Here is a 23,606-nt window from a genome sequence, read left to right on the forward strand (position 1 = left end):
AAGCCTTTTTTCTTTATATAAAAATTTTATGATAGCTTTATAAAAAGGAAGCTTAAGAGTTTTATATAGTTTCTAGTAAGCTTTCAAGTTCATCTAGTTTGTTTATAAAGAAATCAGCCTTTGAAAAATCATGTTTTACTGTAAAGTCATTGTGTACTATAGCACATTGAATATTAGCATTAACAGCAGAGTTTAGACCTCTTTGTGAATCTTCTACCACTATAGCTTCTTCTTTTTTTGCCTTAAATTTTTTAAGACCTGCTAGGTATGGGTCAGGGTAGGGTTTAGCTCTTTTATACTCTTCAACGCAAAGACTAAATTCCATGTAATCAATAATACCTCTATTTTTATGAATAAGATCAAAGTCAACTCTTCTCGAAGTTGTAACTATTCCCATTTTATATTTTTTTGATAGTTTTTCTAAAGTTTTTTTAACATTTGGAATTTCAATATTTTTAGTTTTCAAGAAATCTTGATAATAATCGTCTCTTTGAAATCTTTTATTATCAACTATTTTTTTTGAAAAGCCTTTTTCAAAAGCTAATTCCCAAGCTGTACCACCTCTTGCCATGATTTCTAGGTATACATCAAGTCCTAAAGTAATTCCCAGTTCTTTTAAAGCTATTCTATTAGCTTCATAGTACCACTTTTCTGTTTCTACTAATACTCCATCGTTATCAAATAGTATATATTTTTTCATATACTACTTTTTTCTCACCTTATCAAATTTGTCAAACTCTTCATCATAAAAAACACCTAATTGACAATGAGTTACTTTAATATCAGAATTTTTAATAGATGAGCCAACTTTTTTTAGAGTTGAACCTTTCTCTTGTGCTAATTTCCAAGCAATCTCACACTGAACTTTTTTGTTGTTTGCAGAGTTTTTAGCTAATGTATTATAAATATCATCATTCATTTGTGAGAATTTTAGTTTACCAAATACACCTAGTTCACAATTTGTAATTTTAATATTCATGTCTTTTGCAATTTGGGCCATATTTTTAGGTTTTATACCCATAAGTTTTGCAGCTTTAAAAGCTCTTATACACGATAATTCACCGTTTTCATTTAGATTGTTTAAAACTAACTGTTTTTGTGTAGAATCAAGTTTTATCATTATATTATTAAAAATCCTTATATTTATTAAAATTGTAATTATAGTTAAAAAATATTAATTTTGTTGTTATTTTTAATTCAAATATTATACAGTTTTATAAATTAAATCTAAGCATAAAAAAAACAGAACGCCTAGGGGGTAGCGTTCTGTTATTGACTTGTATATTATTTGTAGGAGAGTCAAGTTGAAAAACTTGTGTATCAAAATTAAGTCTTTTGCTTAATTGATATTATAATTATAGATTATGAAGATTAATATATTTTAAATAAATAGTTAACCATGAGTAAATAAGATAAAAAATATCTTAATTTATTTGAATAGGTAAAATCAATTTAACCTCTAATCCTTTGTAAGGTTTGTCTTGGTAGTTGAACTCTGTATTAGTAACTTCTATAGTACCTTTTAAGTGTCTTTTGATTAAATCATGAACTATAAATAAACTAAGACCAACTCCCGATGATTTGTCATCTTTTGTTGTAAAATATGGTTCAAAAATTTTATCTAATAAATTCTCATCAATCCCAAGAGCATTATCCTTGATTCTTACAATGCAGTTCTTGTTAGCTTCTTGTTTAACATCAATAATAATAAGCGGATTTGAAATATTTTTGTTTTCAAAGGCATCAATTGAATTGTTTATAATATTTATTAGGATGTGAATTAGTTCTGTTTCATATGTATATAAAGAAACATCTTCAAGGTTTTGTTTTACTATTATATTTGAGCTCGCAAATTTCTTATTTAAAACTTCGTTAATTTTCTCAAAAGTTTCTTTTATTTTGAGCTCTTTTTTTTGTGTATTTTTAAGAAAATATTCTCTAAACTCATCTATTGTTTTTGATAGATTTTGAGTTGTTTTTACAACTTTATCTAAGGCTTGATCATATAGTTTTTTATCTTCCATATAAATATCATAATCTATTTTCATAGCACTTGTAATAGTAGAGATTAAAGATAATGGCTGTCTCCAGTGATGTGCTATATTTTCAAGCACATTACTTAATGATACTAACTTTGCTTGGTGAGTTATAAGATTTTCTTGTTTTTTTATCTCTTCTTGTCTTAAATATCTATTTACTGCAAGGGATACTAAATAAGAAAAAGAGTCAATTAACTCAAGCTCAAAACTTGTTGGTTGCTTGGGTTTTTTATAATAAATGGCAAAAGTTCCTAAAACTTCATTGTTCTTTGAAAAGAAAGGTTGAGACCAACAAGCGTTTAGGCCAATTGGTTTTGTAAGGCTTACAAAGTCAGCCCAAAAAGGGTGTGTATTTATGTCTTCAACTATAACTCTTTGTTTTGTAAAAGCAGCAGTTCCACAAGAACCAACACCCTCTCCAATTACTAAGGTTTTAACAGCATCATTATAGTAATCTGGAAGACTTTTAGTAAAGCTTTTATTGAACATTTGTTTTTTTTCATCTAAAAGAAGAATAGAACATATCATATTATTATTTATTTTTTCAGCTTCATTGATTATGAAAAGTAAAGTTTCTTTTAGTTTATTGTCTTTTAGAGTATATTCAAGAATTTTTTGTGTTGTAGTATGTAGAGTTTCATACTCTTTTTCTTTTGTAATATCTTTTGAAATACCAATAATTGCTACAGCATTATTTTGTTCATCTAAAATCACATCCTTTTTAGATTCAAAGTAGATTTTACTATCATCGTTTAAAGTTAATACTTCGCAAAAACTTTTTTCTTCTTTTTGATTTATAACGCTTTGGTCGTTTGTAGTAAATGCTTTTGCATCTTCTTCATTAAAAAGTTCATAATCTGTTTTCCCTATGACTTCTTCTTTTGTATAGTTTGTATATTTACAAAAAGAGTCATTACATAGTATATATTTACCCTCTAGGTCTTTAAAGTATACTAGATTTTCTAACAGATCAAAAGTTTTTTCTTGGTATAGATATGTTTTTAATGTATTCATAACTATAAATATAACATATTTTAGTTATATAAGAGATATAAATATTGGAAAAAGTTAAAAAAAGTAGCTGTTATGCTACTTTTTTAAATGGTTTAAATAGGATAATAAGTTTTGGAAGTAAAAGTAAAGCAGATGCTAAAATAGTTGCCATTACTACTACTGTTAATAGACCAAAATAAATTGTTGGAATTAGATTTGATAAAACTAAAATAGAAAAACCAACTATTACAACTAAAGATGTGTAATACATAGCATAACCTATAGTTTCATGAGCTCTTTTCATACTATTTAAATAATTATGATCATGTTTGAACTCTTCTTTAAATCTATGAATATAGTGAATTGTATCGTCAACTCCAATACCTATAGAAATAGCTGCAATTGTAATAGTCATAATATCTAAAGGAATGTTTAACCAACCCATAATTCCAAAAATTGCAGAAATAGGAATAATATTTGCGAGTATTGCAACTGTTGCTATTTTTATTGATCTAAATAGAATTAAAAACATTATAAATAGAATAACTACTACAAATCCTAAAGTATTGATTTGAGAATCAAATAAAGATTGAAGCATATTATTATATAAAATCATTAGATTTGATAATCTAAATGAAGTGTGTTCACTAGCAATTAGTTCTTCTAAATCATGATTGATTTTCTTTATAAGTTCATTTCTTCTAAGCTCTGGGTTTGAATCCATAATTCTTACTGTAACTCTTGCTTCATTATTTTCAATATTAATATATGGATTTAAAATAATATCTTTATATTTATTTGGTAGTTCATTATAAAGTAGGGCTAGCGTTACACCATCTAAAGGCTCCCCTTCATTTAAAAGTTTCCCAAGTCTAAGTAAAGTCTCTAAAGATTGAACCTTACCAACTTCATCAAGTGATTCTAAATATGAATGAACTTTTTTAATAACTTCAAGTTTATCTGCTGTAAACCAGTATTGTTCATCATTTGCACTCTCTTGGAATTCACTTTCAAAGTCATCAAAAGCACTAAATTCATCACTAGTATCTTCTTTAATAGCCACTGCTACTTCTTTTTTATCTTCTTTAAATTTGATGATTACATCTAAGGGAGTTGTTCCTCCTAGTTGCTCATCAATTACTTTCATTCCTTTATAAATTTCAGTATCTTTTTTAAAGTAGTTAATAAAACTATTTTCAACAATAAGTTTTGAAGCACCACTTAATGAAAATATTACTAGAAGTATACTTGCTATTATAATAGTATTTCCTCTTTTCTCAACTAATTTTGTACAAGTTGGGATAAGTGAGAAACTGTCTTGTTTTTTCTTTGCATTTTTTTCTTCTTTTCTTTTTAAGAAAATTAAAATAATAGGAAAAACTATAAAAGCAATAATAAGAGAGATTGCAATACCTGCACTCATCATTAAACCTAAGTTTTTAACAGGCTCAATTTTTGATAAAACAAGTGAAGCAAAACCTGTTATTGTTGTAAGTATAGCAAAGAATGATGGGTTTAATTTTGATAATACAGTATTGATTACAAGTTTGTATTGACTTGCATGTTTGTATCGATTGTTAAGCTCTCTATATCTTACGATTAAGTGAAGTACTATTGATAATGTAATTATTAATTGTAAAGATATAAAGTTTGATGATATAACAGTAACTTCTAAAGCAAATAAACCTAAAACACCAGCTGTTGATACTACAGAAAGTAAACAAATAGTAATAGGTAAAACTACCCATCTTAAGTTTTTAAAAATAATCCAAAGAATAGTAATAAGTAAGAAAATTAGAGTTGAACCATAAATCAAAAGGTCACTTTTTACATAGCCAACAATATCATTAGCTATCATATTTACTCCACCTAAGAAAATAGTTCCAGTATTTTCATATCTTTTTATAATATTTCTAATAGCTTGAATGTTTTGGCTATCTTCTTCTCTTACAAAATCCCTATGTTTTTTGAATTCAATTATTATTTCATCAAGCTCTTTTTTTTCTTTAGAAGTTATACTACCTTCTCTTTCAAGCTTAAGTAAAGAGTTTCTTTTTTCAAGTAATGCTCTATACTTTTCATCATCTTTTAAACTTAAAACTAAAGCTGTTGTTTTAAAATCTTTGCTAACTAAACTATTACTATAAAGCTCAGAGTTTAAGAACTCTTTTTTTACTAAGTCTTTATCATAGTTCCCATCTTCAATTGTATTTACTCCATCAACTAAGCTTGCTATAGGTTTTATAGGTGATTGAAGTAAAGGAGCATTTATTATTGAAGTAACTTTTGTAATTGAGTCAACTTCTAAAAAGTCATTACTTATTTTTTTGATAGTATCAATACTTTCTTGTGATAATAAATCATTATTGGGAGTAAATGTTACAAGTAAAAAGTTTGGATTATGGTATCTTTTACTAACTTCTCTTACGAATTTTAAATCTTTATCGTCATCTAAAAGCAAAGTTTCAGCAGAAGCATCTATTTCAAGTTTTGTAGCGTAGTATCCCAAAGCTCCTACAGAAAGTAATAAGGCAATTATTACAGCTGTTGGAAACTTGAAAATTATATTGTCATAGAATTTTTTAATCATCTATTTTTTTGTATCTTTTAAAATCACAAGTAATTCATCAAAACTTTTTTCTTTTAAAAGTCCAGCAAATTGTTTTCTATAAGTTTGAACAATACTAACTCCTAGTAAATCTACATCATAGATAAGCCATTGACTTTTCTTTTTATTGTTATAGAAATTGTAATTAATTTTATAAACTTCATCTTTTCCTACAACTTCTGTTTTTAACTGAAGTCTTGTTTTCTTATACGGAGAAAGTTCTATGATTTTCACTTTTTGGTCTGTATAAAGCTCTAATTTATCAACATAAGAGTTTTTAAGTTTAGTCTCAAAGGCTTTTATAAACTCTTCTCTTTGAGTGTCATTTATACTTAACCAAGTTTTTTTACCAAGTGAGATTTTTCCCATAAGTTCATAATCAAAAATTTCATCTATTAAAGCAAAGATTTTATTTGCCTTATCTTTTGTTTCTAAATCTTTTTGTTTTAAAACCTCTAAGGCATTATCAACTTTAGCTGTCATTACATTTATAATTTCATCTTTTTGAAGCGCATTTGCACCAGTGATTAAAAATGTTAATAGAAGTAAAACTTTTAATATATTTTTCATTTAATTTATTCCTTTATTTGTTGATTTCTTCTTTGCTCATAAATATCCCTTAAAAATGGATATAAATCTAAAGCATCTTTTTTGATATTTTCATATTGACCTAGTTTTAAAGAAACACTATTTACAGTGTTTACTCCTGTAATAGCCATAGCTTCGATACTATTATTTGGTATTTTATATCCTATATCACTTGAACCTGTTACAGATATAGGACTTACATATCCATCTGGAATCATACTAAATACATCTCTTAGGTTTGAAGGTCCAAGTAGTGGTAAAACTATATGAAAGCCATTTCCTACACCATAGTGCCCAAGTGTTTGTCCAAAGTCTTCATCATATTGTTTCCAGTTAAGCTCAGAAGTAGCTGGATCCATAAATCCGCCTAATCCCCAAATTGTATTTACTACAAATCTTCCTACCTCAACACCTGCATTTTCAAATTTAAGTTGTAAAACATTGTTTGTAAACCTAATTGGAAATAATAAGTTATCAAAAAAGTTTGATACTCCAACTCTTACATCTTGAGGTAAAACATAAGCATAACCTTTGGCAATAGGATTCATAACATATATAAATGCATAATCATTAAAAGTTGTCATAACTCTGTTGTAGCCACTTAATGGATCAAAAACTTCAGCTTTTGAGTCTTCACTAAACTCATCTGCAAATTCATCACTGAACTCATCATTAAAACTATCATCGTTTTTTGATAAAGTTGTAGATTTTTCTTGGGGCGCAGTTTTTTCTATATTGCTATTATCTTTACTTGCACAGGCATTAAAAGAAAAAGCAATAAAAAGTACAAAAATAAGATTTTTCAAATTAGTTCCTCATAATTTTATTAAATATTATATAAAAAAAATGTGAAATATATGTTGAAAGAGTTTTTTAGTTATTTAATTTATTTAAAATTTTTATTGCTTGAAGTGGGTCTACTTGAATACCATTTATTCTAAAAGCATAGTGTAAGTGTGGTCCTGTGATTCTTCCTGTTGCTCCACTAAGTCCTATTGTTTCACCTTTTTTTACAAAATCACCAACTTTAAAATTCATTTTACTTAAGTGATAATAACAAGAATAAACCCCATGTCCATGATCAATTACTATTGAGTTTCCTGCATAAAATCTATTTTGTGCAATTCTTACAATTCCTGAGTTTGAAGCAATTATAGGTGTACCTACTTTTGCTCTAAAATCTGTACCACTATGATAAGATTTTAGTTGATTATTATAAACTCTTTTTGTTCCAAAGGCACTTGTGATTTTTGAGTTCATAGGATAGATAAAGTCCTCGTTCCACAAAATCTTTTCACTTATACTTCTGTAAACACTCATAGCATCTTTATACTCTTGTTTTGTTCTTTTTATTCTTTGTTTATTTGGTTTAAACTTTGACTTTGAAACAGTAATAGTTTCACTTTTATATTTCCCATCTATTACATTTAGTTTTATTGATTTGAAATATTTTTTGTCATTTTTAAAATATGAAATAATAACTTTATACTTTTTTGGCTTTTTATAATAAGAAATAGGTATTAAAGCATAGTATTCATTTTTTTTGAAACTATTTTTTTTAAAATTTAAATTTAGTGTTTCTTTATCTAGTAGCGTTAATTTTGCATTGGAAATATCCTTTGCTTGAAGCCTTAAAAGTGCTGTTTGTGCATTTTTTATAGTGTTTTCTTCAAAGAAAAGCTTTAACTCTTGAGCGTATGTAAAATTGAATAATAAAGTAAGTAGTATAAGTTTTTTAATCATCATACGAAATTGTAACAAAATCTCTTTAAAGTTTAAACAAACTAATATAAAAACACAGTAGAATTAATGATAATAAAAATATTGCTGAGGTTATTTATGAAAAAAAAGTACAGAATAGAGTGTGATTTATTAGGTGAAAAAGAGATTTCAAATAAATATTATTATGGAATTCAAACATTAAGAGCAAAAGAGAACTTTTCAATATCAGGTGTTCCTTTGTCAAACTTTCCCAAACTTATTATTGCCCTAGCTCAGGTTAAAAAAGCTTCTGCTCTAGCCAATAATAAACTTGGATTACTGGATGATGAAATTTGTAATGCTATTTGTAGTGCTTGTGATGAGCTTTTTGCAAAAAAATATCATAAACAGTTTATAGTTGATGTGATACAAGGAGGTGCAGGAACTTCTACAAATATGAATGCAAATGAAGTAATAGCAAATATTGCATTAGAGTTAATAGGAAAGAAAAAAGGTGAGTATGAGTTTATTCATCCAAATAATCATGTAAATATGTCTCAATCTACAAACGATGTATATCCAACAGCTGTACGATTAGCTCTTTATGAATACCTTTGTAAGCTTCAAAATAAGATGGAAGTTTTAAAAGAATCATTTTCAACTAAAGCAAAAGAGTTTGAAAAGATTATAAAAATGGGAAGAACACAACTTCAAGATGCAGTTCCTATGACTTTAGGGCAAGAGTTTAACTCTTTTGCTTTAATGATTGATGATGATATAAAAGTAATTGAGATGGTAAAAGGTTTAGTTGCTCAAATGAATTTGGGTGGTACTGCGATTGGTACAGGAATAAATACAGATTCTAAGTATGCAGCTTTAGTAAAAGAGAAACTTGAAGAAGTTACAAATAGACCTTTTGTTACAGCTTGTGACTTAGTAAAAGCAACACAAGATACTTCAACTTTTGTTCATGTATCAGGGGTTTTAAAATCAATTGCTACAAAAATATCTAAAATTTGTAATGACTTAAGACTTTTAAGTAGTGGCCCTAGAACGGGAATAAATGAAATAAATCTACCAAAAATGCAACCAGGAAGTTCTATAATGCCTGGAAAAGTAAATCCAGTAATTCCAGAAGTTGTAAATCAAGTAGCCTTTCAAGTAATAGGTTATGATACGACTATTTCACTTGCAAGTGAAGGAGGGCAGTTACAACTAAATGTATTTGAGCCAATAATAGCTTATAATCTTTTTCAATCTGTAAATATGATGTGTAATGCCTTTGAGACATTGGCATTTAAATGTGTTGATGGAATTACGGCAAATGAAGATGTATGTAAAAATCAAGTATTAAATTCTATTGGTTTAGTAACAGCACTTAATCCTTATATAGGTTATCACAATGCAACAGCAGTTGCAAAAGAGGCATTAAATACAAATAGAAGTGTATATGATATAGTTTTAGAAAAAAAATTATTATCTAAAGAGCAGTTAGATGAGTATTTGAAACCAGAGAATATGACTCATCCCTCATTTTCAGGTGAATGTAAACTTTAATATAATGGCATCTTTATTACAAACTTGTTATAATCCCCACAAAAAACATAATTGGAGTATTTTTTATGGGTAGAGCCTTTGAGTATAGAAAAGCCGCAAAAATGAAAAGATGGGGAGCAATGTCTAGAGTTTTCCCTAAACTAGCAAAAACTATTGAGATAGCTGCAAAAGCAGGTGGAGCTGATCCTGAGATGAACTCAGCATTAAGAACTGCTATTTTAAATGCAAAAGCTGAAAATATGCCAAAAACAAATATTGAAGCAGCTATCAAAAGAGCAACTGGAAAAGATTCTGCAAACTATACAGATGTAAACTTTGAAGGTAAGGGACCTCATGGTGTTTTAATTTTTGTTGAAACAGCAACAGATAACAACACAAGAACAGTTGCAAATGTAAAAATGCACTTTAATAAAAATGGTGGTTCAATGGCACCAACTGGTTCATTAGAGTTTATGTTTGATAGAAAAGCTATTTTTGAATTTAATAAAGCTGATGATACGGATTTAGAAGAGTTAGAGTTAGAACTAATCGATGCTGGTCTTGAAGAGATTGAAGAAGAAGATGGTATTGTATTAGTTACTGCTGATTATAAAGATTTTGGTACTTTAAATAAAGCCTTTGAAGATATGGGAATTGAACTTACAAAAGCTAAATTAGAGAGAATCTCAAATAATCCTCAAGAATTTTCAGAAGAACAGCAAGAAGAAATCGGAAAGTTATTAGAAAAACTTGAAGATGATGATGATGTTCAAGCTGTATATACAAACATGGCATAGCCTATAAAATAGAGGTTTCCCTCTATTTTGTACTTTTAATAAACTTATTTATAAATATAAAGTGTAAAATTTTTACTTTTTTTAAACTAATTTAATTATTATTTACATTATAATGAAGACTAATAAATTTAGTCTGGAATCATAAAGTGAACCTTTTAAAAATACTTATCTTCATATCAATAACTTTTACATATGCAATATCATCAGATATTATAAAAATTGTTTATAACTCTAATACACCTCCTTTAAAGTTTACTGATAAAAATAACCAAGCAAATGGAATGCTTATTGATATATGGAAGCTTTGGGCTAAAAAAACAAATACAAAAGTTGAATTTGTAGAGGCTTCATGGGAAGATACTCTTAAAATGGTAAAAGATGGAGAAGCTGATATTCATGCAGGATTATATTATACAAAACAAAGAGATAAGTTTTTAGAATATTCGAAGACTGTTTTGTTTAATAATAAAAAATATTTCTTTTACAGTGATAAATTAGAAAAGATAGAAGATATAAACAAATTTAAACCCTATGTAGTCGCTGTTGATAATGGTTATCCTGTTTCATTTATGAAAAAAAATCATAGTAATCTTTATATAAAAGAATTCCCAAATGCAAACTTAGCAAATGAATCTTTTTTTAGTGATAACCAAAAAGTTGTTTTATCTTCATTGGCAACTTTATATTATTATATAAAAAGAAATAATATTGATGAATCGAAGTTTCAATACAATGAATATACTTATGCTTATTCAAAACAATATTTAGGTGCAGTAAAAGAAGGTAACTTAGAATTATTAAAGAAAATAGATAATGGCTTTAAGTTAATAAGTAAAGAAGAATTTGATTTTATCGAACTTAAATGGACTAAAGAGCTTGATATAAATAAGGTCGAGGAAGAAACTTCAAATAGTATGCTTTCAAAAGAACAAATTAATTTTTTAGATAAAAAAGAAGAGATTAGCATGTGTGTTGATCCAAGTTGGTTACCCTTTGAAAATATAGATAATGGTAAGCATATGGGTTTAGTTGCTGATATTTTTACTCTTTTTGAGGAAAAATTAAAACATCCAATTACTCTTATTTCAACTCAAACATGGAGTGAAAGTTTAAATTTTGCCAAAGAAAGAAAATGTGACATAATAAGTGCAGCTGCATTAACACCTGAAAGAAAGAAATATTTAGATTTTTCAAAACCTTATTTAAGATTTCCACAAGTTATTGTAACAAGAGAAAAAGAACCATTTATTGTTGACTTTAATGAAATTATTCATAAAAAAATTGGTGTAGTTAAAGACTCAGCTGTAGTAGAGCTACTTCTTAAAAAATATCCAAATATTAATTTGATTGAAATAGATGATGTATCAGAAGGTTTATATAAAGTTAGTAGTGGCGAATTATATGGTTTTGTAAATACAACTGCTGCTGTAAGTTATGCAATAGCAAAAAGTGGAATGACAAATCTTAAGATTGCTGCAAAGGCTGATATTGATTATTTTTTAAGAGTTGCCATTAGAAATGATGAACCACAACTTGTAGATATTTTTAATAGGCTAATTAGTGAAGTAGATAAGGTAAAAATTGAAGAGATTAAAGATAATTGGCTAACTGTAAAAACACAAGAGATAGTTGATTATAGTTTGATTTATAAAATTTTAGGTGTATCTATTTTTATTTTAGGTTTTATTTTATATTGGAATAGAAAATTAAAGCAAGAAATAAGTGAAAGAATTATAGCCCAAGAAAAGTTAAATAAATTTATGCAAGTAATTGAACAAAGTAAAGTTTCAATCATACTTACAGACAAAAGTGGAGTTATAGAGTATGTAAATCCTTTTTGTATAAAGAAAACAGGTTTCTCTCATAATGATTTTATTGGCTCGAAACCAAGTATATTAAAGTCTGGCTACCAAGATGTAAGTTTTTATGATAATTTATGGTCAACTATTCTTTCTGGAAAAACTTGGAGTGGTGAGTTTTCTAATAAGAAAAAAAATGGTAATGTTTTTTGGGAAAGTGCTGTAATTGCACCTATTTTTGATAATGATGGGAAAATAAAATATTTTGCATCAATTAAAGAAGACATAACAGAAAAAGTAAAAGTACAAGAAGAGTTAGTTGTAGCACAAAAAGAAGCAGATAGTGCAAATAAAGCAAAATCAGATTTTTTAGCAAAAATGAGTCATGAAATTAGAACTCCAATGAATGCTGTTTTAGGGATGTTATATTTACTTGAAAAAACGCAACTTAATACAACTCAAGAAAATTACATAAAAAAAGCTCATGGTGCAGCTAATTCTTTATTGGGTGTTATTAATGATATCTTAGATTTTTCTAAAATTGAAGCAGACAAGCTGGAAATTAAAAATGAAGAGATAAATATTCATATTTTGATTAATGATATTATGAGTGTAATGAGTGTAAAAGCTGAAGAGAATGAATTAGAACTTTTAACTTATTATGATAAAGAGTTTCCTATCCATATAATAAGTGATCCTCTAAGAATATCTCAGATCTTAAACAATCTATTGTCAAATGCAATAAAATTTACTACAAAAGGTGAAGTTTTAGTTTCAACAAAGTTAGTAAGCCAAAATAGTAATGAAGCAATTTTAAAGTTCAGTGTTAAAGATACAGGAATTGGCGTTTCAAAAGAGAATCAAAAGAAACTATTCCAAGAGTTTTCTCAGGTTGATAGTTCTGCAACAAGAAGCTTTGCAGGAACTGGTCTAGGTTTAGCAATTTCTAAAAAGCTAACAAATTTACTTGGTGGTGAAATCTGGGTCGAAGAGAGTATGGAAGGTGTTGGTACAACTATTTGTTTTACTATAAAAGTAAAGCTAATGAACCAGGACTCTTCTAAAAATTATTCATTACCTACACATATGTCTAATTTAAGTGTATTGATTGTGGATGATAACTTTACAGCATGTGAAGTTCTAAAAGAGATGTTAGAGTCATTTAAATATAGTGTTGATGTAGTTTTTAATGGATTAGATGCAATTAATATAGTACAAAAGTATGATTATGATATGGTATTTTTAGATTACAAAATGCCTGGATTAAATGGTATAAAAACATATACTGAGTATAAAAATATACTAAAAGAAAAAACTCCTAAAACCTTGTTGGTGACAGCATATTCACAGGAGCTTATAAACGAGAATGTTGAAGATGCTGGAATAAAAGGTTATTTAACAAAACCTGTTTCTCCATCTACTTTATATGATTCAATTATAAATATAATGAATGAAAATAGAATTATCTATGATAATACTAAAAATTTAAAATATTCAAATCAAGTACTAGAATCTTGTGATGTTTTATTAGTTGAAGATAATAAATTAAATCAAGAGTTTGCTATTTCAATTTTAGAGTCATTTAATTTAATTGTTGATTTGGCAAATAACGGCTTGGAAGCAATTGAGAAAGTAAATTCAAAAAAATATAAATTAGTTCTTATGGATATTCAAATGCCAAAACTTGATGGCTTAGAAGCAACGAGAAGAATAAGAACTTTAGATAATGAGTATTTTAAAAATATTCCAATTATTGCATTAAGTGCAAATGCACTTGTCGGAGATAAAGAAAAGAGTTTAAGTGCTGGAATGAATGAACACATAACAAAACCAATAAATCCAGATGAATTATATACAACGCTCAAAAAATATATAAAAGAAGTGGATGTTAAAATACCTAATGCTAGTATTCAAAGTACAGATAGTACTAAAGAGATAATAGAGTTTGAAATAATATCAAAACTAGATAAAAAAGTTTTAAATATAGATGAAGCAATGAGTAGAATGTCTAATAATGAGACTGCATATATAAAAATTCTAGAGCAATTTAAAGAACACTATGCTGAAATATTTGTTGAACTTGAAAAGCTTTTTGAGAATAAAGATATTTTAACATTAGATAAGAAAATACATGAATTAAAAGGGATATCTGGTAATTTAGCGGCAAAAGAGTTGTTTCATAATTTGCTTGAAATCAATAGTTATTTACAAAAAGGTAAACTTCCTACTGTTGAGATTTTTAAAGCAACAAAAAATAGTTTAGATGATGTAATAAAAGAGATCAATAAAATCACACAAGAAAATATTATTAAGAGTAAACAGTTTGATATTAATATTGTGATAGATTTACTATATAATATAAAAAACAATTTAAACAGTGATATTGTAAAGTGTGAAGAAAATATGAATACTTTAAAATCTTATCTAACAGAAGATTACTTAGACTATTCTTCAAAACTACAAAAAGCATTAAATGAATTTGATTTAGATAAAGTAGATGTGTTAATTGAATCATTTTTAAAGGAACTAAATAATGAATAGTAAACCTAGAGTTTTAATAGTAGATGATGTATCCTCAAATATTCATCTATTAATGAATATTTTAAAAGATGATTATACATTAATAGCTGCAACAAATGGAGAAAAAGCAATATCTCTAACAAATATGGACCCACAACCAGATATAATTTTACTTGATGTTGTTATGCCTGATATGGATGGTTATGAAGTTTGTAGAAGATTAAAACAAAACAAACAAACAGCCCATATTCCAATAGTTTTTGTTACTTCTTTAAATAGTACTGAACAACAAGAAGAAGCTATTAATGTTGGTGCGATTGATTTTATAACAAAGCCTTTATCTAGAAATATAGTATTACATAAAGTTAAGACATATATTAATTTAAATAGTTTAAATGATAAAAAAGACTCAATATCTATTAGAAAATTAAAAGATACTAATACGAAAATAATCAAGCCCTCTATTTTGGTTGTAGATGATACTCCTGAAAACATTCAAGTTATGATACAGGTTTTAAAAAATGAATACATAGTAACTGTAGCTACAAGTGGGGCAAAAGCCTTAGAGATACTTAGTAATGGTTTATCTCCTGATTTAATATTATTAGATGTAGTCATGCCTAAGATGAATGGATATGAGTTCTGTGAGCTTATAAATCTAGATGATAAGTATAAACACATACCAATTATCTTTGTAACAATATTAGAACATGAAAAAGATATTGTAAAAGGTTTTGAATTGGGTGCAGTTGATTATGTTGTTAAACCAATAGAGCCAATAGTTTTAAAAGCTAGAATAAACACACATTTAAAATTGAAAGGTTATAGTGACAAGTTAATTGAAGATATAAGAGTAAAAGAAGATTTGATTATAAATCAATCAAAACTTGCACTTTTAGGTGAGATGTTTGAAAATGTTACTCATCAATGGAAACAACCACTATCTTCAATTAATGTAACAACTACAGGAATTAAAATACAAAAAGACTATAATCAACTAGATGATGAAAAACTATTGAATGGTTTAAACACAATAGAAAATGCAGTAAAGTATTTATCTGATACAGTTGATGATTTTGGAAACTTTTTGATAAATGATTCTAAAAAATATGAGTTTAATATTGAAGTATTAATATCTAGAACGCTAAATTTATTAAGTCCTAAACTTGCTGATTATTCTATTATAGTAGAGAATAACGTGGAAAATGTTTTACTTATAAATTATGAAAATGATTTAATGCAAGTTTTAATGAATATTATTTTAAATGCTTTAGATAAATTAGTTAATGTAAAAGGTAATAGAAAAATTATAATAGATTCCACACATAATGAAAACAGTATAACTATAAGAGTTCAAGATAATGCAGGAGGGGTTAATCCTGAAAACATTGATTGTATTTTTGATAAGTACTTTACAACTAAATCTAAAAAAGAGGGAAGAGGTTTAGGTCTTTTTATAAGTAAAAAAATTGTTGAAGATAGATTAAGTGGAGAAATTAATGTAAGCAATATTAGTGACGGTGCTTGTTTTGAAATTGTTTTAAGTATTTAGAAGAAGTTTAACTTCTTCTAATAAACAGGGTTTCCTAAAAGCTTGCTTGAAGATTTAGATTCTGTTTTTTGATTTCTAACTTTTGTTTGTGTTGATTCAATTTTTTCAATTACTCTTTGAATATTTGCAATTCTTGTACTTGAACTTGGGTGAGTTGAAAAAAACTCATTTGTTTGTTTTTTACCCTTACTCATATTTTTCCAAAAGTTTAAAGCTTCATGTATATCATAATTAGCTTTTGCCATAAGATAAATACCTATTTCATCAGCTTCACTTTCTTGCAATCTTCCATAAGGAAGCATGACACCTAGTTGACTACCTACTCCATAAGCTTGATTAAATACATTTGTGTATTCAGGAGCAGTTGAAGCTAATACCACATTTCCTATTACTTGTAATCCTTGTTGAACCATAGCAGAACTCATTCTTTCAGCTCCATGTCGAGCTAGTGCATGGGCAACCTCATGGGCCATTACAGTTGCTAATTGGTCATCGTTTTGAGCAACTTCTAAAATACCTGTATAAACAACAACTTTTCCACCAGGTAAACAAAAGGCATTTTTAGCTTTATTTTTTACTAAGTTAAATTCCCATTTAAAATCAGGTCTTTTTGCAACTTGGGCTATTTTTAGACCAATATTTTGAACTCTTCTTGCATCAGTAGTATTTGTAAGAACTTCTGATTTTGAAAGGGCTTGTTTATATGACTTTTCACCTAGAGCTAACTCTTCTTTTGGTGACATAAAAATCATTTGTGATCTGTTTGTGTAGGGTGTTTTTTGAGTACAACCTAAAATGATTAGTGAAAGCAGCGTTATAAAAATTAGATTTTTTAAGAACTTCATTTTGGTTCCTTGTGTGTTTTTTCTTATTATACTAAAACTTTTTAGTGTAGAAACTGTGAATATAGGTTGTTTTTAATAAAGTTTAATATTATCTCAAATAACTCATCTTTCCCCTCACCTTTAACTATTATATGTCTGTTGGCTTCTATTATTTGTAAATCTTTATTTTGTGAGTTTATTTTTTCATGTATTTCATAAGCACTACTAGCATTTACTACTGGGTCATCTTTTGCTTGAAGTATCAAGCAAGGTTGTGTTACATTTTTTAGATTTTTTCTTGTGATTTCCATTAGTAAGCTTAGTTGTTTGATTGATTCTATATAAAACTTATCATAGTTTACATCAGGGTTTTCTGAGTTGTTATCTATATAGTCTTTTGAATAGTCATTGTTATTAAATCGTTTTACTAGATCATTCCAAAAAGATACAGCAGGAAGTAGGGCTTTTACTCTTATGTCTTTTAGATTTAATGCTGCATTTATACATATAATAGCTGTAAATTCATGATACTTTTTATTTGAACTTAAAAGACTTAATAATCCACCTGTTGAAAAGCCTACTATAAATACTTTTTTGTATTTTATAGATGCTATTGTTATAGTTTGAGATACACTTTTATACCAATCTTCCCATTTCTTATCTTTTAAATCCTCAGGGCTAGTTCCATGACCATCAAGTCTAGGAGAGTAAACAGCAAAACCAGCAGAGTGTAAATATATGCTTAACTCTTCAACTTCTTTTGGGCTTGAGGAAAAACCATGTACGGTGATAATACAAGTATCACTTGATTCTAAATCAAGATATTTATTCTCACCAATATTTATATCTTTTACATCCGCAAACTCTTTAAACTTCATATAACTTTTTAAATATGAGTCTTTTTGTTGTTTCCTAAGAAGTTTAACTATCTTTTTATTTATTTTTTCTTCATTATTATTTACATATTCTTTTGCTAACTTTACGACACTTTCATTTACTAAGACTTCATTTAGTATGACTTTTAATATATTTTTTAATCTAATTGAGTGATGAGTATAACTAGCTAAAAGTTTTTGTTTATTAATTATATATTCATCATTTGAATCATAAATAATTTCATCTGTTAAAGCAATCTTTAAAACCTCTTCATACTGTTTATATTTTTCATATGAAATTAGATATATTAAATCTTTATCTATATCATCATCTAAAAAATAGTCTCTATTTCTTAGTTTGTTTATTACAAGATAGATTAGTCTTTTAAATATTTTTATATTAATTCTTTTTTTTGGATATAAGAAAAGTATTAATATAAAAATATGGTCAAAATTGATAGTCAATGATTGATAAATTTTATTCATAAAGTTATGTGTAGTTTCATATCTAATAGCACTTATAGTTTTTGCATGATTAGGTTCTTTTGAATAATCTTTTAAAAGCTCCTTTGTACTAATAGGCTCTAAGACTTGTATTATTATTTTTGAGTTTAAAACTATGTTACTCTCTATTTCTAACTCTTCTTTAAAGTTATCTCCTATACTATCCATAAGTTTTTCAACCATGTCAACTAAAAAGTTTCTGCCATGTCTTATTTTGGAGTATGAGATATTTATAGGAACTATCATAGTGTCATTTTCATTTATCTCACTACAATCATTTATAAAATATTTTCTTTGAAATTTCTTGAAATTTTTTACTTTATGATTAAAATAGTCTTCTCTTAAAGCTTGAGAAAGTAGGGCAAAATAACTAGCTCCTGTATAAACTCTTTGACAAGTTCCATCTATTTTTACACAGAAGTGTTTACCTATTTTTTCAATATCTTTAGCTTTTACCATTCTTCCTTCAGGAAAAACCATCCAATCCTTGCAAGATGTTATTAAATCTCCAAGGATATGGTTGTTTCTTAGGGGGTCTGATTTTTTCATAGCCCCAAGGTTACTTAAAAAGTCTCCAAAATATGTTTTAAATAGTGAATCATCAGCAATAACTCCTACTTTTTTACCTGTAAGATTATACATAGTATATGGTACAAGCATTGCTTCTGTTCTTGTAAAATGATTTGCCACAAAAATTCTTGGATTATTTTTTGGAATATTCTCTATTCCTTTTACTTCTACATTTGCATCTAGAATTTTTTCTAACAAACTTAAAATATACCCATTAGTATTTATTAACAAATCTTTCTTTTTCATTTTGAAGCCTTATACTCCTCAACACTGAAAGAATCTACACTTACAACTTCTTGTTTTAATTCATGAGCTTCTTTCATAGATGCTGCTTTTTCTTTATTGATTAAACCTTTTTCTATAAGTTGTTTAATCATCTCATCAAATTCACCTGCAACTACAGTGTTCTCTTTGATTGCAGTTTTTAAGATTTTGAAACTATCTTGATTTATTCTATTTAATTTAACTGCTTTTTGTAGTTTTGCAAATCTGTCTTCATCATTTTTATCAACAAAGATGTTTGAGCAAAGTTCACTTAAACTCTCTTCATTTTTTAATGTATCAATAATTTTTGCATTTAATTTATCGTCAGCTTTAACTCCAAAAGGATTTAATTTTACTATTGGTAAAAGCCAAGATAATCCACCAAGATTTGAGATAAGTTCTTCTCTTGCTATTTGAATATCATTAAAACAATAATCACAAATGTATGTAACTAAAGCTTTATGTTCTTCTTTTGGATTATTTTCAAACTCTCTTAATGTAGCAGTAATTAAGTAAAGGTTTGAAAGTATATCTCCAAATCTAGCACTTATATTTTCTCTTTTTTTAAGTGCAGGTCCTAAAATACCTAAAGCAACATTTGCTAAGAATGTAAACTCAGAACTAACCCAAGTTACTTTTTGTTTATATCTAGTAAACTCACCTTTTTCACAAATAATATGACCTCTTGTAAGATAATAAAATAGTGATTTACAAAATGAACTATATCCTAGATTCACATGGGCAAAAAAGCCTTTATCAAAACTCTCAATATTATTTGATCTTAAAGCATTTATTTCTTTATAGATATATGGATGAGATTTTATTAAACCTTGTCCAAATTGCATTAAATTTCTTGTTAAGATATTTGCTCCCTCAACTGTAATAGAAATAGGTAAAGCAAAATAAGCATGAGCTAAAAGGTTGTTTTTACCTCTAATAATAGCACTACCACCTAAAACATCCATAGAGTCATTTATAACTTCTCTAAACTTCTCAGTTGCATGATATTTCATAACTGAATTAATAACACCTGGTTTCTCACCATTATCAATTGCATCTAAAGTATAGTTTCTACTTGCATTTAACATATAAGTAAAAGCAGCAACTTTAGCAATTTTTTCTTCAACACCTTCAAAGTGGTCTATACTTAAACCAAATTGTTCTCTTAATTGTGAGTATGAACTTACAATATTTAAAGCATATTTACTTCCACCTAAAGATACAGAAGGAAGTGAAATACCACGACCAATAGATAAAGATTCAACTAACATTTGCCAACCTTTACCAATGCCATCAACACCACCAATAATATCTTCTAAATCAATAATTACATCTTTCCCATATAAAGGCGAGTTTACAAAAGGAATTGTAAGTGGGTCATGTCTTCTTGAGTTATCAACACCATCTTTTTTATGGTCAACTAAACCAAAAGTAATTCCAAGATTTTCTTCTTTTCCTAGTAAATGCTCAGGATCTTTTAAAACAAAAGCAAGACCAATAAGTGTTGCTATATTTCCTAAAGTAATATATCTTTTTTCAAAGTTTAGTCTTATTCTAATTTTTCCTGAGTCATCTTTAAATAAAACACCATTAGATTTTATAGAAGTCGCATCACTACCTGCATTTGGTTCAGTTAGTCCAAAACAAGGCACTTGCTTACCTCTTGCTAAATCTTTTAGGTATTTGTCTTTTTGTTCATTAGTACCATGTTTTTCTATTAACTCAGCAGGTCCAAGTGAATTTGGAACCATAACTGTAATAGCTAAAACTTGAGATCTTGATACTAGTTTTTCAATTACTTTTGAGTGTGCTGTTGCACTAAATCCAAGACCACCATATTTTTTAGGAACTATCATCCCAAAGAATTTTTTATCTTTGATAAACTGCCAAACCTCAGGACTTAAATCTCTATCTTGGAAAATCTCCCAATCTGTAGTCATAGAACATAATTGTTCAACTTCATTATCTAAGAAAGCTTGTTCTTCTTCTGTAAGTTCAGTGATTTTCTCTTCTAAAACTTCACTAAAATTAACTCTTCCTTTAAAGTAGCTTGATTCAACCCAGTTTGTACCTGCTTGAAGTGCTGCTTCTTCAGTTTGAGAAATTTGAGGAAGTAAGCCATTTTTATTTATAAAGTCAACAAGTTTTTTGGTAATAAACTTTATTCTTAAAGGCTGAATTAAAAATAATGCAGCTAAAGCAAAGAATATAAGCCAAGATATTACACCAAAGTCAAAGAATACAAATGAGTAAACTCCAACAACTGTAAAGTAAGTATATAATGGGAAACTCATATATCCCAAAACTAAAAGTATTAAAATTAAAATTAGTGTTTCCATAATGTTTCTCCTGTATTGAAGTCTTTGTCTTGTTCTTGAAGTTTTAATAATAAAGAACTTGGTTTAAATCTTTCCCCGTAAGTCTTCTCATATTTTTCTAAACTTTTTACAAGATTTTTGATTCCAATTTTATTTGCTAGAGTACAAAGTCCACCTTTATATGGAGGGAAACCAGTTCCTGTAATCATAGCAAAGTCTATAATATTTGGATCATCAACAATTCCTTCTTCTAAACATCTTGAGGCTTCATTTATCATAATAAATATACATCTATTAATAATATCCTCGTCATCTAAAATTTTACTCTTCTTATCTAGCAATTGCGTAACATTAGGGTTTACATCTTTTGCTTTTTTACCTTGATATGTATAAAAACCAGAACCTGTTTTAACACCTAATTCTTTTTTGTTATAAATTTTCTCTATTAAAGGAGCAACAGGCATTCTGTTTCCATAAGACTCATTTAATATATTTGCAACTTTATAACCAATATCAATACCAACTGTATCAGCTAAAGTAAAAGGTCCCATTGGCATACCAAAGTTTTTGATAAGCTTATCAATATGTTTAATATCCCCATGCTCTTCTAAAATAAATGCAGCTTCATTTAAATAAGGAAGTAAAATTCTATTTACAATAAACCCTGCACAATCTCCTACTAAAATAGGAGTTTTACCACAAGAGATTAAAAGCTCAAAAACTTTGTTAATAGTCTCTTTTGATGTATTTGAAGTTGGGATTACTTCTACTAAGGGCATCATATTTACAGGATTAAAGAAGTGAACTCCTAAGAAGTTTTCTTTATTTTTAATATCGCTTGAAAGTTTTTCTATAGATATTGATGAGGTATTTGTAGCAATAATTGCATCATCTTTCATACTATTTTCTAAACTTTTAAAGGCTTCTTTTTTTGCTTTTTCATCTTCAATAATAGCTTCTATGGCAATATCACTATTTTTTAAACCTTCAAACTTATCTGTGTAAGTGATTTTATTTAGTTTAAAATCAACTTGATTTGCTGTCATTCTTCTTGTTTTTACTAAGAAGTCATATATTTTAGATACATCTTTTAAAATGCTATGAATTTGCTCAATTTTTCGCACTTTGATTCTAGTACTTTGAAGATATTTAGAAAATAGCCAGATAATACCTTTTCCCATAACTCCATTTCCTAAAATAACAGCATTGTTTATAGGATTAGCAGTTTTCTCATAATTTTTATTTAGTTTTTGGAAAGTAAAAAATAGTTTAATCATATTTTTTGATTCATGAGTTATTGCTATTTTTGAAAACTCTCTTGCTTCTACTTTTAAACCTTCATTAAATGATCTTGCAAAAGTATCTTTGATAACTTCTAAGGCTACATAAGGAGCTTTGAAATCTTTATTTACTTTTTTTTCTAAGTTTTTATAGGCTTTTGAAAATACTATTTCTCTTAAAGGCCATGTTTCAAGTAAAGCGAATTTTTTTCTATTTTTAACTTCATTTTTTATGGCTTTTTGTATAAACTCTTCAAGTTTAAACTCTTTTTGTCCATCATCAAAAATCTCATCTACAAGTTTTATTCTATATGCTTTTTTAGCATCAAGATTTTTAGCACTTAAGATAATATCTAAGGCATTTACAAGTCCTACTATTTTTGGAGCTCTTAAACATCCTGCAAAACCTGGAAATATTCCTAATTTTATTTCAGGGAAAGCAAGCTTAGTTTTAGAACTTGTTGTTGCAACTCTATATGTACAAGCTAAAGCTAACTCTAAACCTCCACCCATACAAGCACCATTTATATAAGCGATTGATGGAAAAGGAAGATTTTCTAACTTATTAAAAATAGAGTGTACTTTCATAAGAAGTTCGTAAATCTCTTCTTCTTTACTTAAAGTCTCAATCTCTTCAATATCAGCACCAGCAATAAAAATATTTTTCTTTGCACTTTGAACTACTAGGGCTTTGATTGAAGAATTGTTTTTTATCACATCTAAAGTCTCATCAAATTCACTTAAGACTTTAGTTGATAGTTTGTTTACTTTTTCATTTTCTAAATCAAAAGTAATTCTTGCAATACCATCTTTGATTTCTAAATTTAAATTCTTCATT

The 23,606-nt window shown here is 27.4% G+C and carries 15 protein-coding genes; 4 read left to right on the forward strand and 11 right to left on the reverse strand.

All coding sequences use genetic code 11. The features are described 5' to 3' along the window. Positions 1-61: 61 nt before the first annotated feature. From NJU99_RS06115 to pgp3, 7 genes are all read right to left on the reverse strand, one after another. Positions 62-700 carry an HAD family hydrolase gene (locus NJU99_RS06115; RefSeq protein ID WP_254577840.1) on the reverse strand — a complete coding sequence of 213 codons (639 nt, stop codon included), beginning with the start codon at positions 698-700 and terminating at the stop codon, positions 62-64. A 3-nt stretch (positions 701-703) separates the two neighbouring features. Next, complete coding sequence (locus tag NJU99_RS06120) at positions 704-1,120, reverse strand: ModE family transcriptional regulator (RefSeq protein ID WP_254577841.1); 417 nt, start codon at positions 1,118-1,120, stop codon at positions 704-706. Between the two features lie 304 nt (positions 1,121-1,424). Continuing rightward, on the reverse strand, positions 1,425-3,053 hold the full coding sequence (locus NJU99_RS06125) for an ATP-binding protein (protein WP_254577842.1): 1,629 nt from the start codon (positions 3,051-3,053) through the stop codon (positions 1,425-1,427). 70 nt (positions 3,054-3,123) lie between these two features. After that, entirely contained in the window at positions 3,124-5,622 is a 2,499-nt protein-coding gene (locus NJU99_RS06130; protein ID WP_254577843.1) for an efflux RND transporter permease subunit, read from the reverse strand. Further along, the gene (locus tag NJU99_RS06135; RefSeq protein WP_254577844.1) at positions 5,623-6,210 is read right to left on the reverse strand and encodes a Tgt2/MlaC family protein; all 588 of its coding nucleotides are present in this window, start codon (positions 6,208-6,210) and stop codon (positions 5,623-5,625) included. Positions 6,211-6,215: 5 nt separating this feature from the next. Then, positions 6,216-6,962, reverse strand: a complete 747-nt coding sequence (locus NJU99_RS06140; protein WP_429726353.1) for an MlaA family lipoprotein — start codon at positions 6,960-6,962, stop codon at positions 6,216-6,218. Positions 6,963-7,101: 139 nt separating this feature from the next. Next, complete coding sequence (pgp3, locus tag NJU99_RS06145) at positions 7,102-7,974, reverse strand: peptidoglycan metallopeptidase Pgp3 (protein WP_254577846.1); 873 nt, start codon at positions 7,972-7,974, stop codon at positions 7,102-7,104. A gap of 93 nt (positions 7,975-8,067) precedes the next feature. Between pgp3 and aspA the strand changes: the two genes are divergently transcribed. The 4 genes from aspA to NJU99_RS06165 all read left to right on the forward strand — a co-directional run bounded on the left by aspA (position 8,068) and on the right by NJU99_RS06165 (position 16,133). Further along, complete coding sequence (aspA, locus tag NJU99_RS06150) at positions 8,068-9,486, forward strand: aspartate ammonia-lyase (RefSeq protein WP_254577847.1); 1,419 nt, start codon at positions 8,068-8,070, stop codon at positions 9,484-9,486. Between the two features lie 65 nt (positions 9,487-9,551). Beyond that, positions 9,552-10,262, forward strand: coding sequence for a YebC/PmpR family DNA-binding transcriptional regulator (locus tag NJU99_RS06155; RefSeq protein ID WP_254577848.1), 711 nt, complete (start codon positions 9,552-9,554; stop codon positions 10,260-10,262). Positions 10,263-10,408: 146 nt separating this feature from the next. Further along, positions 10,409-14,602 (forward strand): response regulator, encoded by a 4,194-nt coding sequence (locus tag NJU99_RS06160; protein ID WP_254577849.1) that lies wholly within the window; start codon positions 10,409-10,411, stop codon positions 14,600-14,602. Beyond that, a complete protein-coding gene (locus NJU99_RS06165; RefSeq protein ID WP_254577850.1) occupies positions 14,595-16,133 on the forward strand; it encodes an ATP-binding response regulator in 1,539 nt (512 codons plus the stop codon). The genes NJU99_RS06160 and NJU99_RS06165 overlap by 8 nt, the downstream gene beginning before the upstream one ends. 17 nt (positions 16,134-16,150) lie before the next feature. Here NJU99_RS06165 and NJU99_RS06170 read toward each other — a convergent pair whose 3' ends face one another. Genes NJU99_RS06170 through NJU99_RS06185 form a run of 4 tightly spaced genes read right to left on the reverse strand, consistent with a single transcriptional unit; the run spans position 16,151 to position 23,605 of the window. Next, positions 16,151-16,978 (reverse strand): M48 family metallopeptidase, encoded by an 828-nt coding sequence (locus NJU99_RS06170; protein WP_254577851.1) that lies wholly within the window; start codon positions 16,976-16,978, stop codon positions 16,151-16,153. Between the two features lie 41 nt (positions 16,979-17,019). Further along, on the reverse strand, positions 17,020-19,152 hold the full coding sequence (locus NJU99_RS06175; protein ID WP_254577852.1) for an alpha/beta fold hydrolase: 2,133 nt from the start codon (positions 19,150-19,152) through the stop codon (positions 17,020-17,022). Next, positions 19,149-21,509, reverse strand: a complete 2,361-nt coding sequence (locus tag NJU99_RS06180) for an acyl-CoA dehydrogenase (RefSeq protein WP_254577853.1) — start codon at positions 21,507-21,509, stop codon at positions 19,149-19,151. The genes NJU99_RS06175 and NJU99_RS06180 overlap by 4 nt, the downstream gene beginning before the upstream one ends. Continuing rightward, complete coding sequence (locus NJU99_RS06185) at positions 21,497-23,605, reverse strand: 3-hydroxyacyl-CoA dehydrogenase NAD-binding domain-containing protein (protein ID WP_254577854.1); 2,109 nt, start codon at positions 23,603-23,605, stop codon at positions 21,497-21,499. The genes NJU99_RS06180 and NJU99_RS06185 overlap by 13 nt, the downstream gene beginning before the upstream one ends. Position 23,606: the final 1 nt, after the last annotated feature.

Source organism: Arcobacter roscoffensis (genome assembly GCF_024267655.1).
Classification (GTDB): domain Bacteria; phylum Campylobacterota; class Campylobacteria; order Campylobacterales; family Arcobacteraceae; genus Arcobacter_B; species Arcobacter_B roscoffensis.

Coding starts and splice junctions, on each gene's coding strand:
- NJU99_RS06170 (WP_254577851.1), bottom strand. CDS start 16,978: ATGAAGTTCTTAAAAAATCTAATTTTTATAACGCTGCTTTCACTAATC.
- NJU99_RS06115 (WP_254577840.1), bottom strand. CDS start 700: ATGAAAAAATATATACTATTTGATAACGATGGAGTATTAGTAGAAACA.
- pgp3 (WP_254577846.1), bottom strand. CDS start 7,974: ATGATGATTAAAAAACTTATACTACTTACTTTATTATTCAATTTTACA.
- NJU99_RS06130 (WP_254577843.1), bottom strand. CDS start 5,622: ATGATTAAAAAATTCTATGACAATATAATTTTCAAGTTTCCAACAGCT.
- NJU99_RS06120 (WP_254577841.1), bottom strand. CDS start 1,120: ATGATAAAACTTGATTCTACACAAAAACAGTTAGTTTTAAACAATCTA.
- NJU99_RS06180 (WP_254577853.1), bottom strand. CDS start 21,509: ATGGAAACACTAATTTTAATTTTAATACTTTTAGTTTTGGGATATATG.
- NJU99_RS06125 (WP_254577842.1), bottom strand. CDS start 3,053: ATGAATACATTAAAAACATATCTATACCAAGAAAAAACTTTTGATCTG.
- NJU99_RS06155 (WP_254577848.1), top strand. CDS start 9,552: ATGGGTAGAGCCTTTGAGTATAGAAAAGCCGCAAAAATGAAAAGATGG.
- aspA (WP_254577847.1), top strand. CDS start 8,068: ATGAAAAAAAAGTACAGAATAGAGTGTGATTTATTAGGTGAAAAAGAG.
- NJU99_RS06165 (WP_254577850.1), top strand. CDS start 14,595: ATGAATAGTAAACCTAGAGTTTTAATAGTAGATGATGTATCCTCAAAT.
- NJU99_RS06135 (WP_254577844.1), bottom strand. CDS start 6,210: ATGAAAAATATATTAAAAGTTTTACTTCTATTAACATTTTTAATCACT.
- NJU99_RS06185 (WP_254577854.1), bottom strand. CDS start 23,605: ATGAAGAATTTAAATTTAGAAATCAAAGATGGTATTGCAAGAATTACT.
- NJU99_RS06175 (WP_254577852.1), bottom strand. CDS start 19,152: ATGAAAAAGAAAGATTTGTTAATAAATACTAATGGGTATATTTTAAGT.